We start from the raw sequence: 25,760 nt of genomic DNA, 5'->3' as shown, positions 1-25,760 counted from the left end.
CAATCAAACTCTAATCGTAAATCGTAAATCGTAAAATCGTAAATCATTCATTCTCCTCTTCAAACTCCTGTTTCAAAATGCGCAATACCTCGTCCACCGTCTCTTCTTCGAGGTCCGTCTTCTCAATCAACATCTCACGGGGAGCGTTCAACACAGCCTTAGCCGTATCGATACCGATAGCCTTGATGGCATCGATAACCCAACCGTCTATTTCATCACGGAATTCGTCCAAGTAGATGTCTTCATCCTCTATGGCCTCATCCAACTCACGGAACACGTCGATGGTGTACTCAGTCAACATACTGGCAAGCTTGATATTCAAACCGCCTTTACCGATAGCCAGCGACACCTCTTCGGGTTTCAAGAACACTTCAGCCTTGCGTTCTTCCTCGTTCAAGCGGATGGAAGAAATCTTGGCAGGGCTCAAGGCACGCTGTATAAACAACTGGATATTGGACGTATAGTTGATAACGTCGATATTCTCGTTGCGAAGCTCGCGGACAATACCATGAATACGGCTACCCTTCACACCCACGCAAGCACCTACCGGATCGATACGGTCATCGTAGCTCTCAACGGCAATCTTGGCACGCTCGCCGGGGATGCGGGCAATCTTCTTGATGGTAATCAGTCCGTCATTGATTTCGGGTACTTCCATTTCGAACAGACGTTGCAGGAAGACGGGCGACGTACGGCTCAGGATAATCTTCGGATTATTATTCTTGTTGTCCACACGTGCCACTACGGCGCGGGCGGTCTCGCCCTTGCGGTAGAAGTCACTCGGTATCTGTTCGGTCTTGGGCAGCAACAGTTCGTTGCCTTCATCATCGAGCAGCAGCATCTCTTTCTTCCAAATCTGGTAGACTTCCGCATTGATGATGGTACCCACTTTATCAATGTATTTGTTGTAAATACTATCTTTCTCCAGTTCCAATATCTTGGAGGCCAGTGTCTGGCGCAAGTTCAAGATGGCACGGCGACCGAAGTTCGCGAAGATAACTTCATCCGTCACTTCCTCGCCCACTTCATAAGAAGCATCAATCTTTTGTGCTTCGGACAATGCAATCTGCAGGTTCGGGTTTTCCAAATCCTCGTCTGCCACTACCTCACGGTTACGCCATATTTCGAAGTCACCCTTGTCCGGGTTTACAATTACGTCGTAATTCTCATCGGTACCGAACATTTTCGCAATCACACTACGGAACGACTCCTCGAGTACGCTTACCATCGTGGTTCTGTCGATATTCTTCAGTTCCTTAAATTCCGAAAATGTATCTATCAAGCTGACAGTTTCTACTTTTTTGGCCATAGTCTTATTTAAAACTGATTAAGTATTTAGTGTATTTTATCTCTTCATACGTAAAGGTCAAGTCCTCGTCCACCAGCTTGGGACGCTTGGCACCTTCCTCTTTCACTTTCTTCTGAATGGTCACGACGAAATGCTGTTCGTCGGCTTCCTTCAACACGCCGCTGAGCTTGCGGCCGTCCTTTGCCAGCACTTCCACTTCCTTGCCGATGTGGTTAATGTACTGCTGCAGTACCTTGAAGGGCTGTCCGATGCCGGCCGAACCGACTTCCAACTCATAATCCTCATCCTCACGGTTCAACTTGGACTCGATGTAGCGGCTCAGCTCTACGCAGTCCTCAATCCAAACACCTTCTTTGTGGTCTATTTCCACCAAAATCTTGTCATCCGGGCTGATTGTCACCTCCACGAGGAAGTAGTCCTTTCCTGCCAGCCACTCGTCAACAATCTGACAAACAGTTTTCTTTTCTATCATAGATTAACCATTAGGAACAAAAAAGAGGAGCTTAATCGCCCCTCCACCTTTCATCCGTTTTCGGTTGCAAAGATATAAATAATCTGTTCGACTACAAAATATTAGAGAAAAAAAGATTGATTTAACGGTTCAAACGGGAATTATATTACAGACACGCCCTTTCAACACTTCAAGATAAGGGGTAAAACATATAATCTTATGAGACAGAAGCTTATACTTTATGAAATGAATTATCACGTTCCATACTACATGAGATGCACATGTCAAGCACAACGAGATGCGCATCTCAAACAACATGAGATGTACATCTCATGCATACAATCTCTATTGTTTCAAGAAAAGAAGTAAGGAGGTACAAGCGGAAAGAAGATACTGTTGAAAGACAACGCGGAAAAATAAAAGGCCGATAGCTTGTTTCATGCTATCGGCCCTTTTACTATGGTTCTAAAGGTCTAAAAGACCTTGTCGTATCACTTATTCGGAGTCTCCCACTTCTTGGTATCCGTACAAACCACGTTCACTGTCTGGTCACCCGTCTGGATGCGGAAGTCACCTTTCTCCAGAATCCACTTGCCGTCATAGCCTACAAAAGCAAGGTCGGAGCCTTTCAGTTTCAGTGTCACGGTCTTTGTCTCGCCCGGTTTCAGTTCCACCTTTTCGAAAGCGCGAAGACGGCGGGTATCGGGAGTAAGGGAGGCAACGAGGTCGCTGCTGAAGAGCAGCACGCTTTCCTTACCAATGCGGTTGCCGGTATTCTTCACATCAACGGTGAAAGTAAGCACATCATCAGCGGTAAAGTCCGACTTATCCACCTTGAGGTTGCTGTATGCAAAAGTGGTATAGCTCAATCCATAACCGAACGCCCACTGTACGGACACTTGCGCATCGTAGTTATAAGCACCTTCCATCTGCTTGCCGATGTGTTCGCACGGTTTGTAGTCGTACGTAATCAGCGAGTTGATTTCCTTCGGATAAGTGAAAGGCATCTTTCCGCTGAAGTTGGCGTCGCCGGCAATGAGGTTTGCCAACGCATCGCCGCCGTAGTTACCCGGAAGCATAGTATTGACAACCGCTTTAGCCAGTGGCTCGATGTCGGCAATCAGACGGGGACGGCCTTCGTTCAACACCAGAATGATGGGCTTCCCGGTCTTGGCAAGAGCCTTCACCAAATCGAGCTGGTTCTGGGAGAGGAAGAGGTTCGTCAGGTTACCCGGAGTCTCGCAGTAAGAGTTCTCACCGATGCAGGCAACGATGTAGTCGGCACCGGCAGCGGCAGCTACAGCTTTCTCTATCTCCGGAGTGTTTTCTTCCCACCAGTTGCCACCTTGCTTATAAGTGACACCGGCTTCGTAAATGATATTGTCCGCACCGAATTTATTGGTGAAGGCTTCAAGAATCGTATTGTATTGGCTTGCATGCTCGTCGGCCTTGTCGCCCTGCCATGAATAGGACCAGCCACCGTTGAGGCAACGCATGGAATTGGCATTCGGACCGGTAACCAGCAGTTTCTTGCCTTTTGCCAACGGCAATATACCGTCTGTATTCTTCAGGAGTACCAAAGACTCTTCGGCAGCCTGCAATGCAGCAGCGGCATGTTCCGCACTACCGAACAACGGGAAGTCTTTCAAGTCATAATAGGGCTTTTCAAATAGGTTGAGACGGTACTTCAAACGCAGCACACGACGTACAGCATCGTCTATACGGCTCATGGGAACTTCACCTTCTTCCACCAGCTCCTTCAAGAGTGTACAGAACTTCCAGTCGTACGGGTCCATAGACATGTCGATACCGGCATTGATGGCGAGCTTGATGGCTTCCTTCTTGTCCTTGGCAATGTGGTCGCGGCTATAAAGGTTGTTGATGTCCGCCCAGTCGGTCACGATCATACCGTCCCAGTTGAGGTCTTCTTTCAGCCACTTGGTCAGCAGCTCATAGTTGGCATGGAAAGGCAGGCCGTTGTTCATGGCGGAGTTCACCATCACGGAGAGGGCACCTGCTTTCACCATTTCCAGATAAGGAGCGAAATGCTTCTCACGCATATCCTGCTCGGTGATGGAAGACGGCGTACGGTCCTTACCGGAAACGGGAACACCATAACCCATATAGTGCTTCATACAAGCGGCAACGTTGTTCTCGCCAATCAGGTTGGGGTTCTCGCCCTGGAAACCGATAACTGCTTCACGTCCCATTTCGGCATTGACGTAGGCGTCTTCACCATAGTTTTCCCACATACGAGGCCAGCGCGGGTCACGTCCGAGGTCGGTCACCGGGGCATACGTCCAGGGAATGCTTCCCGCCTTTGTTTCATAAGCGGAGATGCGTGCACCTTCACGTGTCAGTTCACGGTTGAAGGTAGCTCCCATATTGACGCCTTGCGGGAAGAAAGTACCACCCAGCGTATAGGTAGTTCCGTGTATCTGGTCTACACCGTACACACAAGGAATACCCATCACCTCCATGGATTTCTCCTGAATGCGTTTGATGATTTCCTGCCACTTCTCCACGCTCTGTGCCACACCGTTGGGCACGTTCAAGATGGAGCCTACTTTGTATTTTCCGATGACAGAGTCGAGCATCGCCTCGTCCAACTGGAAGCCCTTGGCATTCTCAATGCCTTGGATACGCATATAGAGCTTCATCATCACATCCTGCGAAGGCATCTCCTTGCCCAGCTTGAATTCCTTTTCAAGCTTGTATCTCTTGATGATTTTTTGCAGGTCCTTCACCGTGATGTTCTTCGGGTCGAGGCCGGCAAAGGGATTGGCGCGTTTCTGCAGGAGGTCGATAGTGAGTTCGCACATCTGACCGACTTTCTCGTCAAGCGTCATCTTCTTCAGCAAAGTCTCAATCTGCTGTTCTATTTTCTCGTCTCTTGGAATGGCAGGCGCAACAGTGGTCTGCGCCGTAGCAGTAAGTACTAACCCTGATAGGGCTAAAGATAAGATTAACTTTTTACTCATGGTTGTGATATTGGTTTATAATAGTTGCACTATCTGTTTATACGAGGTACAAAGATAAGAACATCCTGCCATACCAAAGGGTACAACAGGATGTTTTTTAGGGTATGATTTGTTATTTTTTCAGACAATCCTACTCTCATCTCTTCAAGAGACTCATCGGTTCCTGAAGTTTCAGGATGTCGTTCGTCTTCTGCGTTGCGGCAGCTACTTCAGCCTCCAGCATAGCCTTGATGTCGCGTGAGGAAGCTCCGACGAGGAACTTGTAGTTTCCGGGAGTTACCACCCATGCCGATGCAGCCTCATCGTAGGAAGCCAGGTCGGCAGCATTCACTTTCAGCGTCACCACAGTAGTTTCGCCCGGTTTCAGTTCCTTGGTCTTGGCGAAAGCTTTCAGTTCCTTTTCGGGTTTGTTGGCGTCTGCAGCATCGGGAGCGGATACATAAAGCTGAACCACTTCCTTGCCTGCTACCTTACCGGTGTTCTTCACTTCTACAGACACGGTATAGACACCGTTGTCTGCCTTGACAGCAGCCTTGTCGTAAGCAAAAGTGGTATAGGAAAGACCGTAACCGAAAGGATAGGAAACCTGCTTGCCGAAGGTGTCGAAGTAACGGTAACCCACGTAAATGTCCTCTTCGTAATTGGTATAGTCCACGTTCTTCACGTCGTTCTTCTTCCCGCCTTTGTTCATAAGGTCGGTGCTTACACGCATGTCTATCGGGAAGTTGTCGGAAGAAGCAGCATCTTCAAACTTCACCGGGAAAGTCATTGTCAGCTTGCCCGAAGGAGAAGCCTTGCCACTCAGTACGTCAGCCACACTGTTTCCTCCCTCCTGGCCTGCCTGCCATGCACAAAGAATGGCATCGGGAGCAGATTTCCAAGAAGCAGTTTCAATCACACCACCGATATTGAGCACCACCACTACCTTCTTTCCGGCAGCGTGGAAAACATCGGACACAGCTTTCAACATGTTCTGTTCCTCTTTGGTGAGGTTGAAGTCGGCTACCATACGGTCAAGGAACTCACCGGAGGTACGTCCCAGCGTCACCAGTGCCACATCGGCCTTGGCAGCCTGCTCGCGGATGACTTGTGCGGAAACAGCCATCTCAGCCGGACGGGTATCGGGCATGAACCACTCTTTCTTATCTTTGGACAGACGTTCTTTCTCGGCTTTCAGGTAAGCTTCATAGCTATTCTTCAGCGCTTCATCCACCACATAGCCGGCATTCTTCAAGCCGTCCAATAGCGAAACGGTATAAGCGCGGTTCACATTACCCGAACCTGTACCGCCTGCAATGAAATCGTAGGAAGTGCAACCGAAGAGTGCCACGTTCTTCACGTCGGCAGCCAGCGGCAGAGCACCGTTATCGTTCTTCAGCAATACCATGCCTTCCGTTGCCGACTGGCGGGTTACGGCAGCATGCGCCTTCAAATCAGGCTTGTTGGAGTATTTATATCCCTTGAAGTGGGGAGTCTGGAGAATCATCTCCAGAATACGCTTCACATTCTGATTGAGGATGGCTTCATCTAACGCTCCGTCCTGCACACCCTTCACGATGGCTTCGTACTGCTTGGGCAGACCGGGCTGCAACATGTCATTGCCTGCCACCATCTGTGCCACGGCATCCTTGCCGCCAAACCAGTCGGTCATCACCATGCCCTTGAAGCCCCATTCGTCGCGCAACATGGTTGTCTGCAACTCCTTGTTTTCCGAAGTGTAGACACCGTTCAGGTAGTTGTATGAGGACATCACGGTCCAAGGAGCGGATTCCTTCACGGCAATCTCGAATCCTTTCAAGTAGATTTCGCGCAAGGCGCGTGGAGATACATGCGCATCCGTAGCCATACGGTTGGTTTCCTGGTTGTTCACAGCAAAGTGCTTGATACTGGTACCCACACCGTTGCTCTGCACACCACGTACGTAGGCGGCGGCAATCTTACCCGACACCAACGGGTCTTCAGAATAATACTCGAAGTTACGTCCGCAAAGCGGATTACGGTGAATGTTCAGCGCCGGAGCCAACAGCACGTCCGCACCGTATTCCAGCACTTCGTTACCGATGGACTGACCTACACTTTCCACCAGTTCCTGGTCCCAGGTAGAGGCGAGCAAAGTTCCGATAGGGAAATGAGTACAATAGTACGTAGCCGAATCCCCCTCACGCTTGGGGTCGATACGCAGTCCGGCGGGACCATCAGCCAGCACCACAGCGGGAATGCCGAGGCGTTCAATCGGGTATGTGGTTCCTGCCGCACCCGGCACTAGCTTTCTCGTTGCACCGATTACGGCACTGTCACCCGAGAAACCTGCCATACCGGTACCCACTACCAGATGCGCCTTTTCTTCCAAGGTCATGGCGCCAATCACCTCATCCAGAGAGGACTTTCCAAGCTGCGGCACACCCGGTCCGCAAGCTGACAAAACAGCCATTGCTGCTGCCATGGATATGATATTCTTCTTCATAATCTTATTTAAATATCTTCGGTGCGAATTCTGTCAGGTAAATACGCCAGTTCTTCCAGATATGACCTTCTCCGGTTTCATAATATTCATATTTGTAACCCTTCTCGTCCAACATCTTGCGGTAGTCGTTATTGGCCTGGAACAAGAAGTCTTTATTACCGATAGCGATGTAATAGAGTGACGGTTTCTTGGCAAACTGGGTTTTCAGTTTGGCTTCAAGGTTGTCATAAATCGGAGACTTCACATCTTTGTTGGGCATGATGGCAGCCGAGAACAGCCCTACATAGTCGAACATGTCCGGATATTGCTTGGAGATGTGCATGGAGTGGAAACCTCCCATAGAGAGACCAGCAATGGCACGCCCCTTCTTGTTGGCCTGTGTACGGTAAGTCTTATCAATGAATTTCACCACGTCGGGGAAAGCCGTTTCGAAAGAGCCTTCCATCGTCTTGGGCAGATTCATGCTGGGAGCGGCAAAACCCAGTGACGATTCACCCGGAGCAGCCTCCAACGCAGCGTTACCGTTGGTCATTACTACAATCATCGGCTTGGCCTTGCCTTGGGCGATGAGGTTATCCAGAATCTGTGCCGTACGTCCCAGTTCGCTCCATGCGTTCTCGTCGCCACCCATGCCGTGTAGCAGGTAGAAGACGGGGTAGCGCTTGCCGCTTGTCTCATATCCGGCAGGCGTATAGACAGTCAGGCGGCGGTCCATACCCAGCGTGGGGCTGTTGTACCATACCTTAGATACCGTTCCGTGGGGAACCTTATTCACCTTGTAGAGGTCGATGCGCTCGTCACCGCCGATGATGAACACGTTCGTCACGCTTGCCACGTCGCGAATCATATAGACGTTGGCAGGGTCGTTAATCTTCAGTCCGTCTACCAGGAAAGTGTAGCTGTAGAGTTCTGGTTTCAGCGGTTCGGGAGTAGTGAATTCCCACACACCGTCCTTGTTCTCTTTCAAATCTGCCACACCCGGACCATCAAACTCACCAAAAGGAGTCTTGATTTTCTGCGTAGGCAGGAAGTCGCCGGTTACTTGCACCTTTACGGCTTTCGGCGCCTTCAAGCGGAAAGTTACTGTATTGTTGTCGTGTATCTCAGGTGATACCACGGGGGCACCGCCCCAGAGAGCTTGTTGCGCGAAAGTCATCGCACACATCAGCAACAGAGCTGATAAAATAGAAATTCTTTTCATAATGAGTTTGTTATTTTGTTATTAAACAGATAGTCTATAATCCTGCACTTCGGATTGGCGAAGTGCAGGGTGAATCAATCGGCACGAAGTCACTTGAACAACTTCGGCGCGAACTCCGTCAGATAGATGCGCCAGTTCCTCCAGATATGTCCCTCGCCCGTTTCCAGATACTCGTACTTGCAACCGTTGTCATCGAGCAGTTTGCGGAAGTCCGTCACGCTCTTGAAGACAAAGTCACGGTTGCCGCAAGCGATGAAATAGAGTGCCGGTTTCTTGGCAAACTGCGTCTTCAGTTTACCCTCGAAGTCGGTATAGACCGGACAAGTGGACTTATCGTTTCTGGAAGCAGTACCCGAGAACAAGCCCACATAGTCGAACATATCCGGATAGTACTTCGAGATGCTGCAAGAGTGGAAGCCACCCATCGAGAGGCCTGCAATGGCACGGTGCTTCTTGTCCGGCAATGTGCGGAAGTTCTTCTCCACGAATTTCACGATTTCCGGGAAAGAAAGTTCGAAGCCTCCTTCCGGAGCGGAAGCACGTTCCTTCGGACTCATGGAAGGGACAGTGAAACCTTTGGGCGATTCACCGGGAGCGGCATCCTGCCAGGCATTGCCGTTGGTCATCACTACAATCATCGGTTCTGCCTTGCCCTGCGCTATCAGGTTATCCAGGATTTGTGAAGTACGGCCCAAGGCAATCCATGCCTCTTCGTCACCTCCGGCGCCATGCAGCAGGTAGAAGACGGGATAACGCTTCTTGCCGTTCTCGTAGCCGGCGGGTGTATAAACCGTCAGGCGGCGGTCCATACCCAGCGTGGGACTATTGTACCACATACGTCTCACTGTTCCGTGAGGCACTTTGTTCACCTTGTAGAGGTCGGCACGGTCACCGCCGATGATGAACACATTCGTCACAGTTGCCACATCACGAATCATATAGACGTTGCCGGGATCCATTATTTTCAGCCCGTCCACAAAGAAAGCATAGCCATAAAGTTCGGGTTTCAGCGGTTCGGCAGTGGTATATTCCCACACGCCGTCCTTGCCCTCCTTCATATCGACGATGCCCGGAGCGTCATACTCGCCCCTCGGTGTCTGGATGGTGTGCGGCGGCAGGAAGTCACCCGTCAACTGCACCTTCACGGCTTTCGGCGCCTTCAGGCGGAAAGTGACCGTATTGTCATCGTGAATCTCCGGCGAAACTACCGGAGCACCGCCCCACAAGGCTTGTTGCGCAAAGCTCATTGCACACATCAGCAACAAAGTAAATAAAAGTGTAAATTTCTTCATAATCATTTTAATTGTTTAAGGAGTTGGAGAAAGTTGAAGGGAATCAAATCTCATTTCTCAAAGCACCGGCTCACAAAAGGCAAACACATATACAATGCCGAATGCCAGTATTCACTGGTGTGCCCTCCGTCGCGCACGCGGAACTGGCAAGGAATGCCGGCATTGCGCATCGCCTGGAAGAACTCGATGTTACGGTCGAGCAGGAAATCATCGTCACCGCAATCCACAAACCACTGCACGGTGCGCAGAGCAGCTTTACGGGCCTCATCAGCCTCCAGCACATACTTGATGCAACTATGCTCCTGCACCGAACGGGTCAGCACAGCCATCTTGTTTGTGGGGTCGGGGTCTTTTCCCGCCGCCTCACCACTGACGGGGATGTTCATCAAGGCACTCATGGCGTATGCCGCACAATAGAGGTCGGGATAGCGCTGCGCGTAGCTCGTGGTTCCGCCTCCACCCATCGAAAGGCCCGCAACGGCACGATGCTGACGGTCGCCCACCACACGGTAGGTCTTCTCGATATAGGGCATGAACTCCTTGTAGAAGAAATCCTCGTAAGCCCATCCCGGCATGTTGAAGTAGCCGTTCCAGCACGTGGCCGGATTGCCTCCGGCGTTGGGGCTGACGATAATCATCTCGCACGCCTCGCCCGATGCCGTCAACTGGTCCATCACGTCCTTCACACGCTGGTCCGTAAACCAGCTGGTATTCACCCCCGACATGCCGTGCAGCAGGTAGAGAATGGGATACTTCCTGTCTGCCTCCTTGTCATAGCTCTGAGGCAGATAGATGGTATAGGCGCGGTGCGTCTTCAGCACCGTGCTGTAGATGCTGTCGGTCACGACCTTGCTTTGTGGTCCCCATGCAGGATTCTGTGCATTTGCCATCCACAACGAGCAGACGGCAAAAAGAGAAAGTATCAATCTTTTCATGGCATAGATTTTAAAAATGTACTACAAAATAAGTGCTTTCCATTCTAACACGGATTGATATATATCAGTTTTTTCAGGTGATGTATATGCACACCTCATCTCTTCACCATGGGATGCACAGCCACCGGCACTTGTGCCCGCATGGCATCGTGCACTTTCTGCTTGCGTGCCTTTGCCACCTTCTGCACCGTGGTGCAACGCACGTCGGCCGAAGAGGCGGCAGCCATCCATTGATATTCACCCTTGGCCAACTCCCAAGAGCTGCTTTTCTCGTTGAAGGAGGCCATGTCCATCACGTTCCACTCCAATGTCAGGGTCTGGCTCTCGCCGGGTTTCAGCAGGCGGGTCTTGCCGAAGGCTTTCAGTTCCTTGGCGGGCTTGTCCATGCCGCCCTCGGGAGCCTTGACATAGAGCTGCACGGCTTCACGGCCTGCCACCTTGCCGGTGTTCTTCACGCTCACTTTCATGCGGCAGCGGTCACCGTCGATGGCAGCCTCTTCCACCGCATATTCAAAGGTGGTATAGCTCAGTCCGTGGCCGAAGGGGTAAGACACCTCTTTACCAAAGGTATCGAAGTAACGGTAACCCACGTAGATGCCCTCCTCGTAGAGGGTGAAATCGACGTTGCGTTCCGGCTCTTTCGGCTTCTCCTCTTTCTTGTCGGACTTGAAGTTCATGCCGGTACCCATGGCGAACGACGGCATCTTGAACTCATAGTCGAAAGGGAAATTGGCATCCGACGGCGCGTCGCCATACTTCACGGCAAACGTCATGGGCAGCTTGCCGCTGGGGTTCACCTTACCCGTCAACACGTCGGCAATGCAGTTGCCCACTTCCTGCCCGGGCTGGAAAGCGCATACCAAGGCATCTGCCAGTTCTTTCCATGAAGCGGTCTCCACGGGGCTGCAGATGTTGAGAACCACCACCAGCTTCTTGCCTGCGGCACGATAGGCGGCAGACACTTGCTTTATCAGAGCCAGTTCGTTCTCCTTCAAGAGGAAATCTTCCACACGGCGGTCGCAGCCTTCACCACTGACACGTCCCAGCGTAAGCACGGCGATGTCGTTGGCTTTCACTTGCGCGGCCAGTTCCTCGGCAGTGGGCAGGAACTCTTCGGCACGGGGCAGCGGAGTGAACGCGAAAGGAGGACGACCGTGGGGGAAGAGGCGTTTCTGCTCGTCGGCCATGTGCTTCTTGTAGCGGTTCAGCAAATCCTTATCTACCGTATAGCCCGCATTGCGCAAGCCTTCTACCATAGACACCGTGTAGTAGCCGAAACCCGTACTGCCGAATCCCATACCGGCAGGAACCATGTCGTAGGAAGTAGTGCCGTAAAGGGCTACCTTCCTGATGCCGGCAGCCATAGGCAGCGCATTCTTGTTATCCAGCAGCACGATGCCCTCGGCACCTACCCGGCGGTCCACTTGCGCGTGGGCTTTGAGGTCGGTCTCGTTGGGATAATTGTAACCGGCAAAGGTGTGGCTCTTCACCACAAACTCCAGCACACGCTTCACGCTGAGGTTGAGGAGCGCCTCATCCAGCGTGCCGTTCTTCACGGCTTCCAGAATGGCGTTGTACTGGCGTTCCTGCCCCGGCTGCAACATGTCATTACCTGCCGCGATGGAAGTCACGGCATCTTTTCCGGCATTCCAGTCGGACATCACCAGTCCCTTGAATCCCCATTCATTGCGGAGGATATCTTCGGTCAGTTCGCGGTCTTCGCAGGTGTATTTGCCGTTCACCTTGTTGTAGGCGGTCATCACGCTCCAGGGCTGAGCCTCCTTGACGGCTATCTCGAAGCATTTCAGATAAAGCTCGCGCAAGGGGCGCTGCGTCAGTCGGGAGTCGTTGTTGTTGCGGTTGGTTTCCTGGTTGTTCACGGCGAAGTGCTTCAGGCAGGTGCCGGTACCTTCGCTCTGGATGCCGTTGATGTAGGCAGCGGCTATCTTGCCCACCAGCACGGGGTCTTCGGCATAATACTCGTGGTTTCGTCCGCAGAGGGCGTTACGCATCAGGTTGACACCGGGGGCGAGGAGCACGTCCATACCGTAGTCTTTCACTTCGGTACCCAGAGCCCGGCCTACATGGTAAGCAGCATCAGGATCGAACGTAGCTGCCACCGTGGTGCTCGAGGGGAATTCGGTGGCGTGATAGGTGCGGCTGTCGAACTCTCGTTTGGAAGCCATCGCCAGGCGGTGCGGTCCGTCGGCAAGGAAAGCCGATGGGATGCCCAGGCGGGGAATGTCGTAGGTACGTCCGGCAGTACCGGGGAACTTGGAGTCACTGCCCATCGACATGCCGCAACCGATGACGAGGTGCACTTTCTCTTCAAGGGTCAGGGCGCTGACCACTTCGTCGATGTTGTCGGCACGCAGCACGGGCGAACCGGTGGTGGGCACCGGCTGTGCATTCACAGCCAGCGCCACGCAAAAGGTGAAAAGGGGAGTTAAGAATCTTTTCATGTCTCAATGCTGTTATTCTTCAAATGTATCGCTTACTTTCTTCAAGAGTTTGGGCAGACAGCCTTTCCAGAAAGCCCAGTCGTGGATGCCGTCACGGGTGATGTACTCGTTGGCGATGCCGCTGCCGTCCAGTGCCTGCTTGAAGCTGTTGGCAGAGCCGAACAAGAAGTCGCCTTTGCCTATTTCAATGGTGATGCCCGGCAGATCTTTCGTGCCCAACATCTCATATAAGTTGGGAGCACCCTCTATGGCGGTGGCAGGACTGCACGCATAGACATAGCAGAACATTTCGGGATGCAGAAAGCTGTAATACAGCGAGCCGAAACCACCCATAGACAGACCTGCAATGGCACGTGTGCCACGTCCGGCTTTCACCTTGAAATTGCTTTCGACGTAGGGAATGAATTCATCAAAGAAGTAGGTCATATACTTCATGTTGTTTCCCTGATAGTTGTCGCAATAGAAAATATTCTGACCGTCGGGGCTTCCGTTGGGACAGACAATAATCATCTCCTTGCCACCCGCAGCCTCGGCTGCACTGGCGTAGGGATTCAGCATACCCTGAGCCATCCAGTCGTTGTGGTTGCCGTCGGCACCATGCAGCAGGTAGAGCACGGGATATTCCTTCTGTCCGTCATAGCTTTTGGGCAGATAGACGGAGAATGGCATCTTGCGCCCCATTACGGCGCTTTCCATCTGCTGGTCGCGCATTTCGTAACCGGTGCCTTGCAGCACGGTGACAAAGCGGTAGTCTGCATCGGCAGCCGTACCGGGGATTTGCGAACCGGTGGCGTCCATGCCCAGCGTAGTGTTCAAACCCTTGCCGGAGAATGTAAAGAGGGTTTCGCCCTCCATGCCCGTAGCAACGGCAATGTTCAGCGTACCTCCAAAAATATACTGCTTGGCATCGTTGGCGATGAAGTAGCTGCCCCAAGACCAGCCGCCCCACTCTGCAGGAAGTGCATTACCCTGAGCCATGGAACCGGCTTCCGACTTGCCGGTCACACTGTAGCTGCCTGCCAAAGCTTCCAGCGGCATGTTTTCCTTGTTGATAAGGTCGAACTGTGCCACCCCGTTGCCGTCAGGGTCACTGACTGCAAACGAATACTGAGATACACCGGGAACGATGCCGACAGGCTGGTTGTTGGCATCCAGCAGATAAACGGGCGATGTGGTAAGAACCGTGGTGTAGCCGCTGGCTTCGGGGTCGTCTTCACCAATCTCAAAAGTGATGGGGCCTTTGTAATCGCAAGAATATTGCGTGCCGGTCTTGCTCATGAAGAGACCGTCAATATAATAAGTATCGCCCAACAAGGTGACTTCCAAGTCACCAGAGGCAATAGTGTCCTGCCTTACAATGCTGTACAGCAATCCGGCGGTAAGCGGTTCCTTCGGCTTGATTTTATCTTCTTCCGACTTAATATCACTTTCTTCTAACTTTTCAAGAAGCTTTGCTTTAAAAACTCCATTTTGCAACACCCAGTCCTTAGAACCTAAGCGCAAGTCCCATTCGTTACCGGCTTCGTCAGCAAACTTAAGGTTGAGCTGTTTCACGCCCTTGCGCAACTTGTCTGTAGATTGTGCTACAATATTCTTATAGACACGTCTTTCCATGTCATACTTTCCGGACAATCCGTCCAGCCCATCTTCGCTACATGCTCCTAAGAAACAAAGCATCAGCAAGGCAGTTAATTGAAATATCTTTTTCATACGAATGTTCTTTATAATATTATATGTATAAGAAATTACCAACCCTCGTTTTGCACCATATTAGGATTCAGTTGTATTTCCTTCAAAGGAATGGGCAGCAGGTTGTGCTTGGACTTGAAACCATAAGAAGAATTGGTATATGGGTATGTCACTCCATCTACTTTGAATGCAGGAACTTTTTTACCTTGATTTCCCAATACAGATTCTGCATCGCCCCAACGAACAAGGTCTTGGAAGCGTACACACTCCATACAAAGTTCCAGACGCTTTTCTTTCTTCACATCGTCAAGGGTAACACTGGAGAGCGGTGCCAACTGGGCACGTTCGCGTATCTGGTTGATATATGCAACAGCTTTATCTTTGCTTCCACCCATTACATGCGCCTCAGCAGCCAACAGTAGCACTTCAGCATAACGCATCACACGCAGGTTGATGTATTGCAGTGCCTGAAAATAAGAAGCGTCATAGATACAGTCTTCTTTCAATGCACGGTTCTTCCAGTTGAAATAACCTTCATGATTTGACAGCATGGCACCTGCATTCAGCGATACGCCAAATTGCTCTACCTGCTCGTAAGTGCGGATAGTTGCGTTCACACGATAGCCATTCTTCCCTTCCATGGCAACGAAAGCATCGTATAGTGACTTACGGGGATTCATAAAGCCATACGTACCAGAAGCAATCGTGGTTTGTGCCTCACCGGTAAGCATCAATTTGTCGGTACGCCATCCCTGCATAATGAATGTCATTGTCATCTGGGTCCATGCCTGCTCTGAGTCATTGCGTTTCTGTACTTCGAGCATCGATTCGCAACTGCCGTTGGCGGCTATATGGAGCAGCTTGTCATATTCACCTTTCCACAACTCATATTTATGGGAATCAATCACCTGATCCAAAATAGAGGCGGCTTCTGCATATTTCTTCTGGAAAAGGTATGCCTTACCCAGCATGGCCTGCGCAACTTCCTTGGTAACACGGATGCCTGTTTCGCTATCGGTCGCACTCTTCTTTGAGGGGAGCACATTGGCATCAAGAGCATCGTTCAAATCCTGTTCGACGAAGCTCCACAACTCTTCGGGCGTGCTGTTTGCCATACGGTATTCTCCCGGAGTAAGCAAATGGTCTACTTTGGGAGCGGTACCAAATAAAGTAACCAGTTCAAAGTTAGCCCATGCACGGAAGAACTTTGCTTCGGCCACCGCCTGTTTCTTTACTTGTGTATCGGGTTCCATCAGGTCAATTATCAGGTTGGCATTGTAGATAATGCCGTACATGCCCGAATATATTCCAGACACCATACTATGGTCAATATCGAAAGTATATTCGTTGAGCCGTTCCATCTCTGAGTTATCACCTCGTCCGCCACCGCCTGTCCATACATCGTCGGCCAACAGATTTTTCACAAAGAACCAGTTGTAATAATTGCCTCCCCAAGCATTGTAGAGAGAAGAGAGTGCCTGCATGGCATCTGCATCCGTTTTGTAGAAGTCTTCCTGACTTCCCATATTGCCGTGCTTCGGAATGTTCAAACGGTCTTCGCATCCGGTTGTTCCTAACAGAGTGGATAAGCCGAACAATGCGACATAAAAATATTTTGCTTTCATATTCTGTATCAATTTTAGGTTTGATTAAAATTCTATATTAAATCCAAGTACCACTTTCTTTGAGCAAGGATAAGCGCCTTTGTCCACACCCATACCTGCCGTGGCATTGGCTGCGGCTTCGGGGTCGAAGCCCGGATAGCTGGTAAAGGTGAAGAAGTCGTCGAGCGAAGCGTAAAGACGCAGGTTGTTGACGCATACTTTTTTCAACAGTTGTTTCGGAATGGAGTAACCCAATTGAATCTGCTTGATCTTAAAATAAGAGCCATCGTATACCAAGGCATCGGATACGGCATATTTGTCCATATTCTTAGCGTTTGCACCAGGAACAGTTCCTCCGGTATTATTGGGCGTCCAACGGTTGTCATAGAATACTTCCTTCATCTTATTGTAAGTGGGAATATCGGAACGGTTGATGCAATTAAATATGTCATTTCCATGTGAACCGGTAGCAAATACCGTCAAGTCGAAGCCTTTCCAAGCGGCAGTCAATGTCAGACCGTAGGTGAAATCGGGAATAGCATCACCGATATAGTCCAAGTCGCCATCGTTCAAATTACCGCTGTTATCCAAATCGTGGAAAATAGGGTCACCGGTTTCCGGATCTACACCTTTGAATTTATAACCGCGGAAGTAGTAAACCGGATAGCCTTCTTCAAAGAAGGTGATGGTATTGGTATGGAAGTTCACACCACTCAAACGGGTCAGTGAGGGGTCAAGGTAGGTTACCTCATTTTTCAGTGTGGCAAGGTTACCGCGTACGCTGTACTGGAAGTCACCGATGTGATCGCGCCAGCCCAGTTCGATTTCCCAACCCTTGTTGCTTACGTTACCGGCGTTCATTGGTGAAGTCTTACCTCCCACAATGAGGGACGGGGTAGTACCATTTACCAACAGGTCTTTGGTCTTTTTGTCGAAGTAGTCCAAACTGAAAGTCAGTCGGTCGTTCAAGAAGCGTGCGTCAATACCCACGTTTATCTGTTCAGAAGTTTCCCATTTCAAGTCTTCGTTACCCATAGAGGTAGGAGCTGCACCGGTAATGTAGCTGTTGCCCGGCACAAAGGGATAGATGCCGCCCAATGCCATGTCGGTGCTGTAGGTATAGCCACCCAATGCGGCAAGGCTACCGTTCTGTCCCCAGCTGGCACGCAGTTTCAAACTGCTGATGTGCTTTTTCAAGGGTTCAAAGAACTTCTCTTCGGAAACAGACCAACCGGCAGAAACGGCAGGGAAATAACCCCAACGATTGGAAGCAGGAAGCATAGCGAGGTCAGCTGCATCGGCACGCAACGAAGCCTGCAACATATAGCGTCCGGCAAAGTCATAACCCACACGACCGAAGTAAGACATCTTGGCCGAACGAGTCTTTTCACCGCCTACGCCCTTGGTGGCAGAAGCCGAACCGTAGTTAAGGAAGTAGAACAGCGGGTCGTTCTTCTTCACGGCATCCTCACCGTTGGCAGAAAGACTGCCGTTCACATAATCGTAGGTAGATTCCTGATAGGACATACCCACCATACCGGTCACGGTGTGCATGCCAAAGCGTCTCATGTAGTTGGCGAAGTTCTCCCACTGGTAGTAGATGGAAGTGGAAGAGGTGGCATTGTGACTCACAAAATCACGGCTTTGTGTGGCGTTACCATAGAAAGGAAGGTCTGTGTTGCTCTGGCGTGTACCAGAAAGACGGTAACCGAAACGGGAAGTAATGGTGATGTCCTTGATGGGCTTGAAGTCGGCATAGATAGAACCGTTGACATTGAAACCGCTGTTCTTGTTAGCGTTGTTGTCGCGCATAATTATCGGGTGATAGGATTCACCGCCCAAGAACTTGGAAACAGAATAGTAGTTGCCGTTGCCATCATCAAGCAGGTGCTTGCCTTCGTTCATAGCTTTCAGCATATGGGAGGGTAGTTCCTCGTAGGTATAAGAGAAGGGAGTCAACGGGTCGGCTTGCAGGATGGAAGCCAGCATACTGCCGTATTCGTTGTTGGTAGAAACGGTGCGACTGTTGTATTTCTCAATCTGGTTGGTGGTACCCACCTTCAGCCACGGCTTAATTTCGTATTCGCCGTTGATGGTGGCGGTCAGACGTTTGTAAACGTCAGCGTCGCCTTTCACGATACCGTTGTTGTCAAGGTAAGTCAGCGAGAGGTAGTAGTTCCCTTTTTCGTTGCCGTTGGAGAAGGCGATGTTGTGCTTCTGCATCTGGCTGTTCTCGAATATCTCATCAGACCAAGAGGTATTGGTAACACCGTCCCAATTTCTCAACAGGTAGTCCTGTGTATAAGTTTCCGATTCCACCATGTAGTCGATATACTGCTCGGAATTCATCATTTTCGGGATGCGTGCCAATGATTGTGTGGTCCATTGAAAATCATACGTAATCTTACCTTGTCCGCTCTTACCTTTCTTGGTAGTGATAAGCACTACACCATTACCGGCCTCAGCACCATAGATCGCAGCCGAAGCGGCATCTTTCAAGACCTCCATGGAAGCGATGTCGTTCGGGTCGATGCCGCTGATGTCGCTCAGGCGGATACCGTCCACTACGTAAAGAGGATTGGAAGACACATTGGAGGAGTAACCACGCACACGCACCGTAGGACTGCTGCCCGGAGCTGCCGAGGTCTGGATTACCTGCACACCGGCAGTCTTACCCTGCAAGGCGGCAGGGGCGTTGCTGATGGTACGGTTCTGCATGTCCTCTGCTTTCACCTGCGAAATGGCACCCGTTACAGAACTTTTCTTCTGCACACCGTAACCTACCACCACCACTTCGTCCAGCGTTTCGCTGTCTTCTTTCAATACAATGTTCATCACACCGGCAACGGCTTGTTTCTCTTGGGTTACGTAGCCGATGTAAGAGAAAATGATGGTCGCTCCCTGATTCACATTCAATGTATAATTACCGTCAATATCGGTAATACAACCGTTGGTAGTACCTTTCTCTACGATACTTACACCAATCATCGGTTCATTCAGGTTGTCAGTCACCTTGCCGGTCACTTTCACGGTCTGGGCTTGTGCCAGAGAGAAAGGAAGGCAGATTAAGAGAAAGAGTGACATAGCGGCAAGTCTCTTTCGGGCTGCTTGATTCATGATTCGTTTCATTTTAGTTAGTTTAAAATTAGATTTATAGTTACATTTATGGTTACAAGTCAATTATTAGAATTAACTGGGTATCGCTTTCATTTTAAAGCCTCAGAATCCCCGTGTAGGGAACGCCCGTACCACCTCCAGCAACTCCTTGTCGTGGTGGTGCTTCACCTCGCAACGGTTGTTGAAGAACATCGTGGCTCCTCCCTCTTCGGTATAGGCATCCCACTGGGGCAGGCCCTCTGCATTGGGATTGCCCGTGCGGGCGAAGTTCAGCCAGGCGCCGCTCATCTTCTCGGCCAGGGCCTGCGCTTCGGCGCCGCCGCCCGTCATGGAGACGTGGACCACGGCATTGTTGAAGGCGAAAGGTATCTCCATGCAGTGCGTGCTGCGGAACATGCCATCGAGCACCGGAGATTCCCAGGCGAACATGTACATATAGACCGGAGCACCCTGCTGTGCAGCTTTCAGTCTGGCTTGCTCCACCGCACCGGGACGGAATACGAAATCCACATCCACCAAATCCTTGGGCTGGTAGCCGGGGTAAGCCTTCTCGAAGGCGGCGAGGAAGTCGTCCGTGCGGTCACCGTAGCGTTGTTTCAAGAATTCCACGGCCTTTTCTTTGGTGATGGTGCGGAAAGCAGGCACGTAGGTGCTCATGGTGAACTCGTGCAAGGTGGTTCCTATCATCACGGGCACGTCCTTGCTCTGTGCAGGCGCCTGCGGGTCGAAAGGTTGTGCGGGCAGCACGTCGCCGTCCACGGTGGGCGCCCATCCGAAGATGAAGGTGGATACGCCGTCCTCTTTCTCGGCCTCGGCCTTCACCTTGGCAACGGCTTTCTCACCGGCGGCCAGCAGACGTTCGTAAGGCATCTTCTGCAGCTCGTCTATCTGCGAGGCTTTCAATCCCAACTCGTCCATCACGGCAGCGCCGATGCGACGTGAATACTTGGCATCCATCGTGCGAAGCATGGAGCCGCTCTGAACGATGGCCTTGTGGTAGAGCCCTTTTGCAGATGGAGTGGCAAGCAATGTGGAAACCTTTCCGCCGCCGCCCGACTGTCCGAAAATCGTTACGTTCTGTGCGTCGCCGCCAAACGCGGCTATATTCTTGTTTACCCATTGAAGTGCTGCCACGAGGTCGAGCAGGCCGGCATTGCCGGATTTGGCGTATTTGTCGCCGTAGGCGGAAAGGTCGAGGAAGCCGAGGACGTTGAGACGGTGGTTGAGCGTGACTACCACCGCATCACCTTTCTTGGCAAGGTTGAAACCGTCGTAGGAGGGAAGTTCCTGTCCGCTGCCTGCCGCATAGCCGCCGCCGTGGAGCCACACCATGACGGGACGCTTCTTGCCGTCGTTCAGGCCCGGAGTCCAGATGTTGACCCGCAGGCAGTCTTCGCCGGGATAGCCGTCGTCCCAGTGGAAGGCGAAAGCGTGCTCATCGGCACCCCAGCCCATACGCACCGCCTGGGGGCAGGTGGGACCGAACATGCGGCTGCTACGCACGCCTTCCCATTTGTCGGCAGGCTGAGGCGGCATGAAGCGCTCTGCCTTGGCGTAGGGAATACCTTTATATATATAAATACCGTCTTGCAGGAATCCTCCCACTTTGCCCGACTCGGTCTGGGCGATGGCTGTTTCGGAAGAGGCGACGATTTCGCCCGTGGTTTGTTGCGCGCCGGCGGTCTTCACGCCCGCTGTCTGTCCGCAAGAGGAGAGAATCAGCAGGGAGGCCAACGCAAGCATGGATAAAGGTTGTCTTTTCATGGTTGTATATCGTTTTTTAAAATTGATGATTTGTCTTTGACTTGCTTTCAGCGAACGAGTTGACAAGTTGTTCACTTGTTCACTTTTTCCGGTTGCAATATTACGCCGATTGCGCCGGAGGGACTGGCCGACATGTAAAAACGATTTGCCCGGAGGTTTAAAAGCGCTTGCCCATAGGTTCAAATGTTTGCCTTTTTGTTCAAAACATGCTGCAAAGCAACTTATATTCAATTTTTTATCCTTATTTTCGCACATCATTCAAAACCTTTTAATATGACCTTGTCTAACCGGAAAATCCTCCGTACCCTGCTCTGCCTGCTGGCCGGAACTCTGTATGCCGTCTGCCTGTCGGCATGCGACGCCAAAGAGCCCTTATCCGAAAACCGGGATGCCGAAATCGAAAGCCCCGTCATAGCCAACGACCTCTCCAACCAGAAAGTCACCGCCATAGCCGAAGACACGCAAGGCCATATATGGATAGGCACGTTCCGCGGGCTGAACAAGAACAATGTGCACGACTACCACCAGTACTTCTGCACCGACGACTCGCTGGGACTGCCCGACAACCAGATTACCCACCTGCTGCGCGACTCGAAGAACCGCTTCTGGGTGGGCACCGTGAACGGCGTGTGCCTATACACCGACAAGGACAACTTCCGCATCATCCCCATCGAGGCCGACAACAAGAACGTGAGGCAGATTCTGGAAGACCGCAACGGGCGCATCTTCCTCAACACCGGCTTCCAGCTCTACGCCTACCACCCCCGGGAGGAAAAGATTACCTGCGTGCTGCCCGAAATCAGCCCCGGAAATGCCTTCTACGCACAGTGCCACATCGCCCCCGACAACAACCTCTGGGTAATGACCTCCACCGGGCTCCGCTGCTACGACCTATCTACCCTACAGCTGAAAGAGTCTGTCGCCCTCAACGGCTATCCCTACTACTCGTACCTGCACAACAACGAGCTGTGGATAACCGGCAACCACACCCTCAGCATCTTCGACACCCGCACGCGCAGCTTCAAGCCGCTGCCGCAGCCCATCGCCCAGAACACCACACTGTGCAACGCCGACATCGACTACATACACCCCTACGGCAACAACGGCCTGCTGCTGAACACCGCCAGACACGGCATGTTCTACTACAACCCGGGCACCGGCAGCGTGACCCGCCAGGACGAGAACGGATTCCCCTTCGAGATGCCCCGGTTCCGAATCAGCCGGATGTTCACCGACTCGCAGCAGAACCTGTGGATAGGCTCCGTGGACCAGGGGTACACCGTGTGCTACCACTACAAGGAGCGGTTCAACAACGACAACTACCTGCGCTCCGAGCTGAACAACAAGTCCGTGGTGTCGCTAAGCGCCGGCAAGGACCACAAGCTGTGGATTTCCACCCTGATGGACGGCATCTACGTATATGACACGAAGAGCAGCGAAATCAGGCACATCGACCCCGAAACGTTCTGCGAGCAAGAGAAACAGAAAGCCATCTACGCGAACCAGCTGATGGTGGACAGCGACAACAACCTATGGATGACCATCACCAACAATGAAGTGCTGAAGGCACGCTACACGCCCGACGGGCAGCTGAAGATAGAGGAACGGCACCGGATTTTCCTGCCCATGTCCATCGCCCAGTCGCCCGACGGAACCATCTGGATAGGCACCGCCACGGTCAACGTCTATGCCCTGCGCCCCGGCAAGAAGGAATTCGAGGCGATGAAGCTCTTCGAGGGGTTCACCTTCGTGCCCGGCCTGGCGATGATGGATAACCGCCGGCTGATGGTGACGGGCTTCTACCAACCCATCAAGCATATCGACATCGAAAACCTGGAGACGGGCACGGCGGACATCGCGGAAGAAGACCTGAAAGCCTGCATACGCCGCTCCGTATTCGTCCCCACGGCCTTGTACAAAGACACGTACGGCATTCTCTGGATAGGTACCGTAGGCAACGGGCTGATGTGCTACCATCCCGAAACGGGACGGATGACACCCATGCCCGGCACCTCCTGCCTCGACATATCGGGCATCGAGGAAGACCTGCAAGGCAACCTCTGGATAAGCACCCAATACGGACTGAGCAAATATGACCGGACAGCCGGACGCTTCACCAACTATTATGCCGCCGACGGCATAGGCGGAAACCAGTTCTACGACCGCGCCTCGTGCCGTCTGCCCGACGGGACGCTGGCATTCGGCGGCACGCACGGGCTCACGCTCTTCAACCCCATCGACGTGCCCATCAAGCGCAACATCCCGCTGCTGTTCAGCGACCTGAAGATACACAACAAGCTGATACGTCCGCAATTGCACGGAGGAACCATCGGCAAGCACCTCTCCTACTGCCCCGACATACACCTGGAGCACGACCAGAACAGTTTCAGCATCTCCTTCTCTGCCCTGAACTACAGCGAGTACGGACGAGTGCACTACCAATACCACCTGGAGGGTTTCGACAACTACTGGGTAGACGCCCGCAACAACCACGAGGCCTACTACGCCAACCTGCCTGCCGGAGAGTATGTGTTCCACGTGAAAATCACCAACAACGACCGGAGCATCGTGGAGGCCGAGAACTCCATCCGCATCCGCGTATATCCGGCCCCCTGGCGCACGTGGTGGGCCTACTGCATCTACTTCTTGTTGGCAACCGCCCTCGCCCTTCTCTTCCTGCGTGCCCTGCTCCGCGTCCGCGCCGAAAAGGAGGCCGCCCGCCGCGCCCGCCTGGAGAAAGAGCAGGAGCAACGGGTGAACCGGATGAACATGAGTTTCTTCGCCAACGTCTCGCACGAGTTCCGCACGCCGCTCACCATGATTTCCGGCCCCGTGAACCAGCTCTGCGCCAATCCGCGGATAGAGGGTGCGGACAAGAACCTGCTGCACATCGTGCAGCGCAGCGTGAACCGCATGCTGAGGCTCGTCAACCAGATGATGGACTTCAACAAGCTGGAGAACGACACCCTGCGCCTGCAAGTGAAGCGCGCCGACCTCATCGCCTGCCTGCAACGCCAGGTGGGCATCTTCCGGGTGAACGCCGACGACAAGGGCATCGACCTGAACACCTACGGACTGGAAGACACCTTCCTGATGTGGCTGGACGAGGACAAGGTGGAAAAGATATTCAACAACCTAATGTCCAATGCCCTGAAGTTCACGCCCCAAGGCGGTAAAATCAGTGTCGGCTTCGACGTAATAGACCGTGAGAAAGCCGCGCGGCTCTTCGGCCTGTCCGCCGACGGGCGCATCACGCAGTACGTCAAAGTGTCCGTGGCCAACACGGGACAGAGCATCCCCGAAGACAAGATAGAGAAGATATTCGAACGCTATTACCAGATAGGCAACCAAGCCGAAGGTACCTACAACTGGGGAACGGGCATCGGCCTGTACTACGCCCGCAGCCTGGCCGTACTGCACCACGGGCAACTGAAAGCCAGCCAGTCCGAAGAGGGAAGCGGCGCCGTGTTCACCTTCGTCCTGCCCGTGAACGACGCCGCGTATGCCGAAGACGAACGGGTAACGGAACAGAGCAACCAGTCGGAAGCCTTCCCGCTGGCCGCCGCCTCGCAGCCTGCCGAGAACAAGACCGGCACCGACGAGAAGCAACCCACCCTGCTGGTGGTGGACGACGACACCGAAGTGGCACACTACCTGCGCACCCTCCTCTCCGCCCACTACAAGGTAATCTGCCGCTTCAATGCCGACGATGCGCTGAAGGCGCTGCATGAGGAGTCACCCGACCTGGTTCTGAGTGACGTGGTGATGCCCGGCAAGGACGGTTACCAGTTCTGCCGGGAGATAAAGGAAGACTTGCAGCTCTGCCACCTGCCCGTGATTCTGGTTACGGCCAAAGCCACCGTGGAAAACCAGGTGGAAGGACTGGACACGGGAGCCGACGCCTACGTGACCAAGCCTTTCGACCCTGCCTACCTGCTGGCGCTCATCAAGTCGCTGCTCAAGAACCGCGAGAAAGCGCGCAACATGCTGGGAAAAGCCACGCAGACGGACAAGATGGAAGAGAACATCCTCTCCCCGCAAGACAATGTCTTCATGACCGAACTCTACCACCTGATGGAGAGCGAGCTCTCCAACCCCGAACTGGACATTGCCCGCATGACCGAACTGCTGAGAATATCACGCACCAAGTTCTACTATAAAGTAAAAGGACTGACCGGCGAAAGCCCCAGCACCTTCTTCAAGACCTACAAGCTGAACCGTGCCGCCGAACTGATAACGGAAGGGAAACATACCGTCTCGGAAATTGCGGACATGACGGGATTCAGCACGCTGTCCCACTTCTCGAAGAGCTTCAAGAAGCAGTTCGGAGTAAGTCCGAGCGAATACGGCAAATAGAAGGACGGGCTACTTGGCTTGTTGTATGAGGGTTATGCCTTTCAGGAGTGAAGGTATAACCCTCATGCTTTTAACAGCCGGCCCTTGTATGCACGAGATGCACATCTCATACAACACGAGATGCACATCTCGAGA

At 52.3% G+C, this 25,760-nt stretch carries 13 protein-coding genes; 1 reads left to right on the top strand and 12 read right to left on the bottom strand.

Annotated features, from left to right (window positions below; genetic code table 11):
• Positions 1 to 43: 43 nt before the first annotated feature.
• From nusA to DWZ67_RS10175, 12 genes are all read right to left on the bottom strand, one after another.
• Positions 44 to 1,309, bottom strand: coding sequence for a transcription termination factor NusA (nusA, locus tag DWZ67_RS10230; protein WP_005833693.1), 1,266 nt, complete (start codon positions 1,307 to 1,309; stop codon positions 44 to 46).
• 4 nt (positions 1,310 to 1,313) lie between these two features.
• Entirely contained in the window at positions 1,314 to 1,781 is a 468-nt protein-coding gene (rimP, locus tag DWZ67_RS10225; RefSeq protein WP_005824352.1) for a ribosome assembly cofactor RimP, read from the bottom strand.
• A 470-nt stretch (positions 1,782 to 2,251) separates the two neighbouring features.
• Positions 2,252 to 4,741 carry a glycoside hydrolase family 3 N-terminal domain-containing protein gene (locus DWZ67_RS10220; protein WP_120138769.1) on the bottom strand — a complete coding sequence of 830 codons (2,490 nt, stop codon included), beginning with the start codon at positions 4,739 to 4,741 and terminating at the stop codon, positions 2,252 to 2,254.
• Positions 4,742 to 4,877: 136 nt separating this feature from the next.
• Positions 4,878 to 7,205 carry a glycoside hydrolase family 3 C-terminal domain-containing protein gene (locus DWZ67_RS10215; RefSeq protein ID WP_117749501.1) on the bottom strand — a complete coding sequence of 776 codons (2,328 nt, stop codon included), beginning with the start codon at positions 7,203 to 7,205 and terminating at the stop codon, positions 4,878 to 4,880.
• Between the two features lie 4 nt (positions 7,206 to 7,209).
• Positions 7,210 to 8,406 carry an esterase gene (locus DWZ67_RS10210; RefSeq protein ID WP_087332879.1) on the bottom strand — a complete coding sequence of 399 codons (1,197 nt, stop codon included), beginning with the start codon at positions 8,404 to 8,406 and terminating at the stop codon, positions 7,210 to 7,212.
• An 89-nt stretch (positions 8,407 to 8,495) separates the two neighbouring features.
• On the bottom strand, positions 8,496 to 9,698 hold the full coding sequence (locus tag DWZ67_RS10205) for an esterase (protein ID WP_044468434.1): 1,203 nt from the start codon (positions 9,696 to 9,698) through the stop codon (positions 8,496 to 8,498).
• A gap of 50 nt (positions 9,699 to 9,748) precedes the next feature.
• Positions 9,749 to 10,633 carry an alpha/beta hydrolase gene (locus tag DWZ67_RS10200; protein WP_044468431.1) on the bottom strand — a complete coding sequence of 295 codons (885 nt, stop codon included), beginning with the start codon at positions 10,631 to 10,633 and terminating at the stop codon, positions 9,749 to 9,751.
• 95 nt (positions 10,634 to 10,728) lie between these two features.
• On the bottom strand, positions 10,729 to 13,095 hold the full coding sequence (locus tag DWZ67_RS10195) for a glycoside hydrolase family 3 C-terminal domain-containing protein (protein ID WP_117866455.1): 2,367 nt from the start codon (positions 13,093 to 13,095) through the stop codon (positions 10,729 to 10,731).
• 12 nt (positions 13,096 to 13,107) lie between these two features.
• The gene (locus tag DWZ67_RS10190; protein WP_133302939.1) at positions 13,108 to 14,805 is read right to left on the bottom strand and encodes an alpha/beta hydrolase; all 1,698 of its coding nucleotides are present in this window, start codon (positions 14,803 to 14,805) and stop codon (positions 13,108 to 13,110) included.
• A gap of 35 nt (positions 14,806 to 14,840) precedes the next feature.
• On the bottom strand, positions 14,841 to 16,409 hold the full coding sequence (locus tag DWZ67_RS10185; RefSeq protein WP_057087443.1) for a RagB/SusD family nutrient uptake outer membrane protein: 1,569 nt from the start codon (positions 16,407 to 16,409) through the stop codon (positions 14,841 to 14,843).
• Positions 16,410 to 16,433: 24 nt separating this feature from the next.
• Entirely contained in the window at positions 16,434 to 19,517 is a 3,084-nt protein-coding gene (locus DWZ67_RS10180) for a SusC/RagA family TonB-linked outer membrane protein (protein WP_057087441.1), read from the bottom strand.
• A gap of 90 nt (positions 19,518 to 19,607) precedes the next feature.
• Positions 19,608 to 21,269, bottom strand: coding sequence for a carboxylesterase/lipase family protein (locus DWZ67_RS10175; RefSeq protein WP_207888809.1), 1,662 nt, complete (start codon positions 21,267 to 21,269; stop codon positions 19,608 to 19,610).
• A gap of 273 nt (positions 21,270 to 21,542) precedes the next feature.
• Here DWZ67_RS10175 and DWZ67_RS10170 point away from each other — a divergent pair, with 273 nt between their 5' ends.
• Positions 21,543 to 25,625 carry a two-component regulator propeller domain-containing protein gene (locus DWZ67_RS10170; protein ID WP_120138763.1) on the top strand — a complete coding sequence of 1,361 codons (4,083 nt, stop codon included), beginning with the start codon at positions 21,543 to 21,545 and terminating at the stop codon, positions 25,623 to 25,625.
• Positions 25,626 to 25,760: the final 135 nt, after the last annotated feature.

This window comes from Bacteroides sp. AF34-31BH (assembly GCF_003602795.1).
GTDB lineage: Bacteria > Bacteroidota > Bacteroidia > Bacteroidales > Bacteroidaceae > Bacteroides > Bacteroides uniformis.
Note: the sequence above shows the minus strand (reverse complement) of the source record. Positions and strands in the feature narration are given on the sequence as shown.